This window comes from Chimaeribacter coloradensis, from assembly GCF_002858715.1.
Lineage (GTDB): Bacteria > Pseudomonadota > Gammaproteobacteria > Enterobacterales > Enterobacteriaceae > Chimaeribacter > Chimaeribacter coloradensis.
In genome coordinates, this window is record NZ_PJZH01000090.1 from 1 (window position 1) to 361 (window position 361).

Annotated in this window: 1 pseudogene; it reads right to left on the reverse strand. The window is 63.4% G+C overall.

The window, feature by feature from the left end:
- A pseudogene (gene aroG / locus CYR32_RS21275) lies at nt 1–361 on the reverse strand (3-deoxy-7-phosphoheptulonate synthase AroG); the annotation flags it as partial.

Here is a 361-nt window from a genome sequence, read left to right on the forward strand (position 1 = left end):
AGCTGCTTTTTGAACTGCTTGCTGCTGTTGGCGTGGCTGAAGTCGATCATGATGCGTGGCGGCAGGCCCGCTTTCTCCAGCCCGGCTTTCACCTCACTGACGTGTGCCGCGCTGTAGTTCGGCTCTTTGCCGCCGCGCAGGATGATGTGGCAGTCGGCATTACCGCTGGTGTTAACGATCGCGGAGTGGCCCCATTTGGTGACCGACAGGAAGCAGTGCGGCGCCCCGGCGGCGTTGATGGCATCAATCGCCACTTTGATCGTGCCGTCAGTACCGTTTTTGAAGCCCACCGGGCAGGAGAGGCCGGACGCCAGCTCGCGGTGCACCTGGGATTCCGTGGTGCGCGCACCGATGGCCCCCC